This is a genomic window from Mycobacterium sp. pUA109, from assembly GCF_041287095.1.
GTDB lineage: Bacteria > Actinomycetota > Actinomycetes > Mycobacteriales > Mycobacteriaceae > Mycobacterium.
Genome location: NZ_JBGGKS010000038.1, coordinates 19,777 through 28,704 on the forward strand (window position 1 = coordinate 19,777; position 8,928 = coordinate 28,704).

General features: G+C 64.5%; 8 protein-coding genes. 5 read left to right on the forward strand and 3 right to left on the reverse strand.

Annotated elements, in window-relative coordinates; genetic code table 11:
• Positions 1 to 12 precede the first annotated feature (12 nt).
• Entirely contained in the window at positions 13 to 1,956 is a 1,944-nt protein-coding gene (locus ACAG26_RS27075; protein WP_370486166.1) for a proton-conducting transporter membrane subunit, read from the forward strand.
• Here ACAG26_RS27075 and eno read toward each other — a convergent pair.
• Positions 1,953 to 3,236, reverse strand: coding sequence for a phosphopyruvate hydratase (eno, locus tag ACAG26_RS27080; protein ID WP_370486167.1), 1,284 nt, complete (start codon positions 3,234 to 3,236; stop codon positions 1,953 to 1,955). The two genes, ACAG26_RS27075 and eno, sit on opposite strands and share 4 nt — an antisense overlap.
• A 241-nt stretch (positions 3,237 to 3,477) precedes the next feature.
• Between eno and ACAG26_RS27085 the strand changes: the two genes are divergently transcribed.
• The 4 genes from ACAG26_RS27085 (at position 3,478) to ACAG26_RS27100 (ending at position 6,728) form a co-directional block, all read left to right on the forward strand.
• On the forward strand, positions 3,478 to 4,557 hold the full coding sequence (locus ACAG26_RS27085; RefSeq protein WP_370486168.1) for a DUF190 domain-containing protein: 1,080 nt from the start codon (positions 3,478 to 3,480) through the stop codon (positions 4,555 to 4,557).
• A gap of 85 nt (positions 4,558 to 4,642) precedes the next feature.
• Entirely contained in the window at positions 4,643 to 4,927 is a 285-nt protein-coding gene (locus ACAG26_RS27090) for a DUF211 domain-containing protein (RefSeq protein ID WP_370486169.1), read from the forward strand.
• A gap of 23 nt (positions 4,928 to 4,950) precedes the next feature.
• Positions 4,951 to 5,484: a hypothetical protein gene (locus ACAG26_RS27095; RefSeq protein WP_370486170.1), complete on the forward strand. Its 534-nt coding sequence runs from the start codon at positions 4,951 to 4,953 to the stop codon at positions 5,482 to 5,484.
• Positions 5,481 to 6,728 (forward strand): MFS transporter, encoded by a 1,248-nt coding sequence (locus tag ACAG26_RS27100; RefSeq protein ID WP_370486171.1) that lies wholly within the window; start codon positions 5,481 to 5,483, stop codon positions 6,726 to 6,728. The genes ACAG26_RS27095 and ACAG26_RS27100 overlap by 4 nt, the downstream gene beginning before the upstream one ends.
• A gap of 66 nt (positions 6,729 to 6,794) precedes the next feature.
• Here the strand turns inward: ACAG26_RS27100 and ACAG26_RS27105 are convergent, their stop codons facing one another.
• Together ACAG26_RS27105 and narI are read right to left on the reverse strand one after the other, a co-directional pair.
• The gene (locus ACAG26_RS27105; protein WP_370486172.1) at positions 6,795 to 7,877 is read right to left on the reverse strand and encodes a tellurite resistance/C4-dicarboxylate transporter family protein; all 1,083 of its coding nucleotides are present in this window, start codon (positions 7,875 to 7,877) and stop codon (positions 6,795 to 6,797) included.
• Positions 7,864 to 8,613 (reverse strand): respiratory nitrate reductase subunit gamma, encoded by a 750-nt coding sequence (narI, locus tag ACAG26_RS27110; protein ID WP_370486173.1) that lies wholly within the window; start codon positions 8,611 to 8,613, stop codon positions 7,864 to 7,866. The genes ACAG26_RS27105 and narI overlap by 14 nt, the downstream gene beginning before the upstream one ends.
• Between the last annotated feature and the right edge of the window lie 315 nt (positions 8,614 to 8,928).

Here is an 8,928-nt window from a genome sequence, read left to right on the forward strand (position 1 = left end):
GGCCAGCGGCGTGTGAGCGGTGCCGCCTGGGCAGCGAACACCGCCGCCGCCGTGGTGTTGGTGCTCAGCGGTGCGCTCGGCCTAACCGGCCAGGTGCAACGATTCGATCTGGGCGGGCTGGCGGGTTTGGGGCCGGCGACTCTGGGTGTCGACCGGTTGTCAGGTCTGTTTCTGATCGTCGCGTACGGGGTCGCGGTTCCCGCGCTGGCTGCAGCCGCGGCGCCAGCCAACCGCCTTCGCCCCCGGTTGCCCGCAGCCGTCGGGGGTGCGCTGGCGGCCGTCGCGCTGATTGTCACGACCGACAATTTCTTTGTGCTGCTGTTGGGGTGGGAACTACTGACCGTGGCGTTCTACCTGATGGCGAGCTACGACCGCGACCTGCCCGGCAGGGTCGGCGGGTCGGTCATCACCGTGGTGTTCGGCAAGACCAGCGGTGCGGCGTTGTTGATGGGCGCGCTGCTGTTGGCCGGCCGGACCCACACTTTCGCGGTCACCGCGGACGGGGTCAATCCGCATAGCGCGGTTGGCCAGGCGGCCTACGCGCTTCTGTTGTTCGGGTTCGCCGTCAAGGTGGGGCTGGTGCCTGCGCATATCTGGATGCCGCGGGGCTACGCCGCCGCCTCGGGGCCCGCGCGCGCGGTGATGGCCGGTGTCGCGGTCAATGTCGGTTTCTATGGGATGTGGCGGACGCTGCAAGTGCTGGGATCCCCGCCGATCTGGCTCATCTGCGTAGTGCTGGTGGTTGGGGGATTGACCGCGATCCTCGGTATCGCGCATGCTGCGGTCAATCCGGATCTCGCCACACTGATCTCGTGGTCCAGCGTGGAAAACGCCGGGATCATCACCGCCGGATTCGGCGTGGGCCTGGTGGGCGCATGGGCGGGTGAACCGAAACTCGTGGCCGCTGGACTGGTCGCCGGCACCGCCCAGGTGATCGCGCATGCGCTCGGCAAAACCTTGCTATTCGTGTCGGCCTCGACAATCGAACACGCGACCGGGACTACTGACCTTGATCGCCTTGGCGGTATTGCGCGCCGACTCCCTTGGGCCGGTACCGGTTTGGTGATCGGGTCATTCACGTTGGCGGGGTTGCCGCTGACTGCTGGGTTTGCCTCGGAATGGTTCACCCTGGAGGCGCTGATGCAGCAGTTCCGGGTGTCGAGCCTGACCCTGCAACTGGCCACGGCGCTAACCGGGGCGCTCGTCGCGTTGACCATCGGTATTGCCGGTGTGACGTTCGTTCGGGTGGTCGCGCTCACGGCGTTCGGTCCCGCGCGCATCGATGAGCCGCCGATCGACACCGCTCATGCCGAGGTGGATCGTCAGTGGCCGTATCGCTTCGGAGTCGCCGTCCTCGTGGCCGGCTGTCTGGGGACGGCGGTGCTTGCCCCGTTGGAGGTGCGGCTGATCGGACGTGGTCTGAGTCCGATCGTCGGTGAGCAAGCTCGCGGCGCTAATGCCGCACCGTGGGTATTGCAGCCGGTATTCGCCGAGTTTTCCGCCCTGTCGCCAACCTGGTTGTGGATCGTGTTGCCCGCGATGGCAGCGGTTATCGCAATCTTCGCTGCGCTCCTTGCCGGCCGCAACCCGTTACGGGCCCGGGTGGTGGCGCCGTGGTCGTCGGCGTCGCCGGGCGTGCACCGCGGCGTGGGTTATACCTCGTTTGCGTACGCGAACCCGGTCCGCAACGTGTTGGCCAACGTCTTGTTGACACGGGCCGCACTGACCGAAACTACCGACGAGCCAGCCGACCGCGGGAACATGCCGCTGCTGTTCACCTACCGGGTGGACGTCGTCGATGTGGTGGAGCGGTATTTCTACCGACCGCTGAGCCGGGCTCTGCTGGTAGTGTCGCGAACCGCGAAAAAGCTGCAATCGGGCCGGCTGGACGCCTACATGGCCTACATGTTGATCGCATTGCTCGCGGTTCTTGCCGTGGTGATCGCGACGGCCTAACCGGATTGATGATGTGCTCGCGCGGGGAGACCGAATGGCAGTTCTGCCGCTGCGTTAGCGATGTCGAGCAGCCGGTTGTACTTGGCCACGCGCTCACCGCGGGCCGGGGCGCCGGACTTGATCTGGCCACAGCCTGCGCCGACTGCCAGATCGGCGATAAACGGGTCATCGGTCTCCCCGGACCGGTGAGAAATCATCGCCCCGTATCCTGCCCGACGGCACACACCAAGCGCTTCAAGAGTTTCCGACACGGTACCGATCTGGTTGACCTTGATCAACGCGGCATTGCCGATGCCGTCGCGCACGGCGGAGGCGATGATCTCGGGGTTGGTCACGAAATTGTCATCACCAACAAGTTGGATTCGGTCGCCGAGTTTTTCGGTCAGCATCTGCCACCCTGTGGTGTCGCCTTCGCCCATCCCGTCCTCGATGCTGTACACCGGATAGTTGTCGACGATGCTGACATAGCGGTCGATCAGGTCGTCGCTGGACAAGGACTCGCCGCCAACCAGGTATCGGCCGTCGCGGTGGAACCCACTGGCGGCGGGATCCAGTGCGATGGCTACCCCGGCGGGTCCGGGTGGATAGCCGGCAGCGGTGATGGCTTGGGTGAGCAAGGCCAGCACCTCTTCGGGGCAGTCGATCTCGGGGGCGAAACCGCCTTCGTCGCCCAGCCCGGTCGACAGGCCGCGGTCGCTGAGCACCGAGCGCAATCGCCGGTACACCTCGGCGCCGGCACGGATGCTTTCCGGCAGCGACGGTGCACCAAGCGGTGCAATCATGAACTCTTGAAAGTCGAGGCCGTTGAGCGCATGCACGCCACCATTGACGACATTGAAATGCGGTACCGGAAGCCGTGCTCGGATGCCGTCCGGAGTCAGCCATTCCCACAGCGGCTGTGCGGAGGTGATGGCGAATGCACGGGCGGCGGCCATCGAGACGCCGACAATCGCGTTGGCGCCCAGCCGGGATTTGTCGGCAGTGCCGTCCAGGTCGCACAACGTTTGGTCGATCTGCTCCAGCGAGGTAAACGGTCGATCGGTCAGGGCGTCGGCGATCGGCCCGTTGACGTGCGCGACCGCGCGGCGCACACCCATTCCCGCGTAGCGGTCATCTTGATCACGGAGCTCGACCGCCTCCCGAGAGCCGGTGGAGGCGCCGGAAGGCACACCCGCATCCGTCCGGACGCCGTTGGTGAGCCTCGCCCGCACCGACAGTGTCGGACGACCGCGCGAGTCGAGGATTTCAATCGCCGAGATCGAGGCAAACTGCACAACCACCTGGGTTCCTTCCCGCCAGGGCTAAACCGGGTTACGGCTGGCCACGTCTTGAATTCTTCCCAGGGACCGTTGGCCGCCCTACGGTGGACGTGCGGTTACGGCGAGCCCCACCGCCGCGTGGTTTGCGTCAGCCTACCAGCGGTGCGGGTGCGCCGCGGCGGTTCGCCGCTCAGTGCCGCTTTGCGCGATCGCACGTCCGAAGCTAGTCCGATCCGTTGTATGGCAAGGAGAGTGAGCATCGATGGACGATGACTGCCTGAAACTCAGCGCCTATTTCGAGGAACGTCAACGCACCCAGGGCCGGTATTTGTCCGATCTCATGGTCGACCTCTACGGTACCCGCCGTATCGCCTCCAGTATTGTGCTGCGCGGAATCGGCGGGTTCGGCTCGCGGCACCATCTGCGTAGCGACCAGTCGCTGAGCCTGTCTGAGGATCCGCCCGTGGCGGTGATCGCCGTAGATACCCGAGCCGCTATCGAGGGTCTACTCGATCCGTTGCGTGCCATCGACAAACGGGCCCTGATCACTCTCGAGCGCGCCAGGTTGCTATATGACGAAATCGGGCCGATCGAGCTCACCGACGAGCTCAACGAGGCAACCAAACTGACGATCTATGTCGGCCGGCGGGAACGCGTGTACGGAGTTCCCGCCTACCTCGCGTTATGCGATCTGATGTATCGGCGTCAGCTGGCCGGCGCGTCGGTGTTCCTCGGCGTGGACGGCACCGCTCATGGACTCCGGCAGCGTGCTCGCTTTTTCGGTGGGAATACCGATGTGCCGATGATGATCATCGCGGTCGGTAGCGGTGAGCGCATCGCCCGTGTGCTGCCTGAACTCGGTGGACTCTTGCGGCGGCCGCTGATCACCGTGGAGCGGGTCCGCGTCTGCAAGCGCGACGGGAAGCTGCTGGAACGGCCCCACGCGTTACCGGGAACCGATGAGCATGGGCTAACGCTATGGCAAAAATTGATGATTTACACCTCGGAGTCGGCACGTCACAAGGATGTTCCTATCCATCGCGCGCTGGTGCAGCGGCTTCGGCAGCGAGAAACATCGCGCGGTGCAACGGTATTGCGCGGTATATGGGGTTTTCATGGCGACCACAAGCCCCACGGTGACAAGCTGTTCAAACTCACCCGCGACGTTCCGGTGGTCACCATCGTGGTCGATACTCCCGGGAACATCGCCGAGTATTTCGATGTGGTCGACGAACTCACAAAGGAACGCGGGCTGGTTACCAGTGAAATGGTGCCCGCGTTGGTGTCCGTCGACGGCCAACACCGCCACGGCGGAACGCAAATGGCGCGCTACAGGTATTGACATCGGTGTGGTCAGCGCGGATAGGGAGGTGCGGCATGGTCTCGGTCCGAGACGAGCCCCAGCACTCACCGGTGGGGAAGGTGCCATGAACATCCGTAGGTTGCAGCTCGACGTCGACAAAGCTATGGCCAGACCGGATCTCTTGGAACTCGCCGAGGCGATCGACCAAACCCCTGGTGTCGATGCGCTCAACATCACGGTGGCCGAAATCGACCTGGAAACCGTCGGCCTCGAGATCACCGTCGAAGGAGAGAATATCGATGTGCCACGGCTGATTCGGGAAATCGAGAAGGTCGGTGCGGCGGTGCATAGTATCGATGAGCTTGTCGTAGGCAGCCGCATCATCGAGCGTGTGCCGCGTACCCGGTGAGGCGCTGGCGGCTACACCGGAAGGTGCGGGCGCGCCCGCGCGGACGACTGCTATTCGCTACCGCGCTGGGCGTATCTGACGGCATACTCAATGCGCTGATCTTGGCTTCGGCGACGGTTTTGCGTGGTGTCGGCCTGAGCCTGGATCTGGGCACACGGGTCGGTGTGGTTGCCCTATGTTCGGCGGTTCTCACCGTGTTTGTTGCCGAGTATGCAGAGTATCGCTCCGAGTTGATACGAGCTGAACGTCAACTCCTGTTCACCCGGTCCGGTCGGCTGGCTACGACCAGCCTGGGCAGGGCGGTGCTGCGCGACGCGGTCACCGTTGCGCTCGTGGCTGGCAGCGCCAGCTTCGCAGGAGCCGCGCTGCCGCTCGTAATCGGCGCCCTGACACCGACTTCGAGCTGGATCGCCTTGGTGGTGTCTGTGGTGGCGTTGGGTGGTTTGGGTGTGTTGCTGGCGGTGCACGTCGGCGGGCGGCGCTCGGTGTGGGCGGCCGGTCTGGTAGTCGCCGGAATGATCGTCACGGCTATTGGGGTCGAGGTGGATTTGGTGTGAACGTACGACGGTTCTCGCCGGCATTCAAGTTCGTGTTGATGGTCGGTGTGATGAGCTTCTTCGCCGACCTCACCTACGAGGCGTCCCGCAGCATTCTGGGTCAATTCCTCGGTATGCTCGGCGCCGGCGCCCTGGCGATTGCGGTGATTACCGGGTTCGGGGAACTGTTGGGCTACGGGTTGCGGTTGGTGTCTGGGCGCGGTGCCGACCGCACCGGGGCGTACTGGCCGATCACGATTGCGGGGTACATCCTGCAGATGTCGGTGGTGCCGCTGCTGGCGCTGGCCGGCAGCTGGCAGGTGGCCGCGGTGTTGGTGATAGCGGAGCGGGTTGGTAAGGCCATCCGCAACCCTCCCAGAGATGCGATGCTTTCGCACGCCGCCACACAGATGGGTTACGGCTGGGGGTTTGGTGTGCACGAGGCGTTGGATCAGTTCGGCGCCATGGTGGGCCCCTTGGTTATCGCGGTGGTACTGGCCCGCAACGGCGGTGACTACCGCCTGGCATTCGCTGCGCTCGCGGTCCCGGCGGTGATCATGTTGTCATTACTGGCGGTGGCCCGGCGGGTGTATCCACGCCCGCAGGATTTGGAGTCTGCGGGCGCGACGGTGCGTCCAGCCGGGTTGCCACGGGTCTTCTGGATCTACCTTCTGGCCGCCGCGATGGTGGCGTCCGGGTTCGCCGATTTTCCGATGATGGCCTATCACTTTCAGCGCGCCGGGACCGTCTCCGCAACGTACGTGCCGCTTTTCTACGCCGCCGCGATGGCGGTCTCAGGCACCGGGTCGCTGGTGTTCGGGCGGCTCTTCGACCGGTTCGGGATCCGTCTTCTGATTCCGCTGACTCTGACGGCGGCGATCTATGCGCCGCTGATCTTTCTGGGCGGCTTCTGGCCCGCCTTACTCGGTAGTTGCCTGTGGGGGCTGGGCATGGGTGTGCACGAGTCGATCATTCCCGCCGCGGTAGCGCCGATGGTCTCGCCGTCCCGCCGCGCCTCGGCCTATGGCGTGTTTACCGGCGTCTACGGTGTCGCGTGGTTCGCCGGTAGCGCCGCGATCGGGGCGCTGTTCGGGCTGTCGATGGGTGCTGTCGTCACGTTTGCCGTGGCTGTGCAGCTGATCGCCCTCCCGTTTCTCTTGCGGGTCGCTCGGGACATGCCCGGGACCCAACCCGGACCGCCCGCGCCGGCTGCTCCACGTGGTGACCACCGGGGCGGTACCGCTATCGGTCGAACAGCGGGGTGATTTCGGTTTCGTAGTCCACCGGCCGCGGGATCCTCGGATGAGGACGGGGACGCCCGGCAGGTGCGCTCAGCTACGCCGTCGACCATGTGCACGGGTGCCGACCCTGACCACCAGGTGGCGCAACATCGCCACGAACGTTAGCGCCCATGCCACCAGCGCCACCCAGGCTTCGTCGGCACCGATGTACTCCACGATCGGCAGCTGGTCGGCGCTGCCCAAGTACTGGCCTCCCACCGCATACATCCCGAGCGGAAATATCACGCTCCACAGCGGCGCCTCGTAGCGCAGTGGTATGCGGTGCATCGCGTGTTTCCAGATGCTGGCCGCGATCAACGGCGGGATCAACCAGGTACCGAACGTCCAGAACACCACTGAGGTGCCGGCAATCAGGCCGCGAGTAGCGTCGACCATCGGTGCGTGCGCCATCTCCACGATCCGGGCGCCGGCGACGACGGTGATCGCGGTGGCTCCCATGGATACCCAATACGGCGGAGTGAGATCTTCGGGGTGCAACGGAAATAACAGCACGCGAGCCCCGACGAAAATACCGACTGTTGCGTAGAGAAACACCCCGACTGACCAGGAGAACACCGCCAGTAGCGCCAGTTCCCGCCGGCCGGTTTCGAGCACCGGCTCCAACCCGGCGGCGAGTACGGCGACGGACTGGCTGGCGACCACCCAGATGAACCAGGTGCCGTTTGCGTGCTGCAGGACTGGGCGCAGCGTGGTGCGCGTTATCGCGGTCCACGGCACCACATATCCCAAAATTAGCCAGGCCGGACAACCGACCATCAGCAGGGCGAACGCTACCCAGTAATGGGTGTCGACGGCGAATCGGGCGCCGAGCACATCGGTGCCGGCGACAAAGGTGAACATGCTGAACGCACGTCGCGGGTCACCGAAGTCCGCGGCGAACTCTGTGCCGAAGGTGATCACACGTGTCGCGGTGAGAACCACCAAGACGACGTAGGCAATGCAGGCCAGCCAGAATAAGCCAGCCGAGAGGAGGTGCAAGTGGTGCTGGTGCATCGCGATCGACACGATGCCGGTGGCCATCACCAGTGCGAAATAGCCGGGATGGAGAGTCCGTGCCGCTTTGCGGATACCGTTGGCGTGCTCTGCCGAACGGCCCGTCTTAGTAAGGGACACCAATCTTTCGCCACTTCCGCCCACCGGTGCCTGGCTCTCCGGGAGGCTTCGCGATGCGGCTGCGGATCACGATATAGGGCCGCCACAGGTACCAGAGCGGATAACTCCACGCATGTACGAGACGGCTAAATGGCCACACCGCGAAGATCGCCCATGATGCGGCGGCATGTAGCTGATAGGGGAATGGTGCGCTGGTGATTGCTCCGACGTTGGGATGTAGGACGAACAGGCTTCGAAACCAGACACCGACGGTGTTGCGGTACTCGTAATGTGATGTGTCTTCGATACCCAGTGTCAGGAAGATGCCGAGGAGCACGATCACGCTGAGCAGGATCAATGCCAAGTAATCGACGGCGTTGGTCGTGGCCCGCACGCGCGGGACGGCGGCGCGCCGAAAGGTCAGAATTCCAGCGCCTATCAGGATGCCGATTGCGGCGGCGGACCCGGCGACGGCGGAGAGATCCTGATACCAGCTTTCGGGTATACCGAGCCAGTCGGTGAATCGTTTGGGTACCAGAATGCCCAGAATGTGCCCGCCGATCGCGGCGAATGTGGCGTAATGAAACAGCGGCGAGCCCCATTTGAGCAGTCGACGCTCCTGCAGTTGAGTGGAGCGACTGGTCCAGCCGAATTGGTCGTAACGCCACCGCCAGACGTGGCCGACCAGGAAGACGGCGATCGCAATGTAGGGCAGGATCACCCACCACCAGATGTTCCACGTGTTCCAGGTCATCATGGCCGGTACCGCGATCCGTAACCGACCAGGTATTGGGGAGGAGCGAACGGCTCGAGCCCGACATCTTCCCGCGGTGGGCCGGACGCCCAGACCTTCGCTACCTGGTCGGATTCCCTCTTGCCCAGGCGAGGCAGGCCGGTGCGGTTCATGCTGGGCCTGGTTTCGGAAACATTCCCGGAGCCCGGTCTTTTCCGTTCCAGTTGAGCAGATTGAAGGGGCTTCGGCCTTCGGCAGGTTGGGGTGCCGTCGATGCGGTCGACGGGCCGCCCGGCCGGTAGGACCCGATGCCGTGCGGTCCGGGTGGCCCCATACCGC

Coding starts and splice junctions, on each gene's coding strand:
- ACAG26_RS27090 (WP_370486169.1), top strand. CDS start 4,643: ATGAACATCCGTAGGTTGCAGCTCGACGTCGACAAAGCTATGGCCAGA.
- narI (WP_370486173.1), bottom strand. CDS start 8,613: ATGATGACCTGGAACACGTGGAACATCTGGTGGTGGGTGATCCTGCCC.
- ACAG26_RS27085 (WP_370486168.1), top strand. CDS start 3,478: ATGGACGATGACTGCCTGAAACTCAGCGCCTATTTCGAGGAACGTCAA.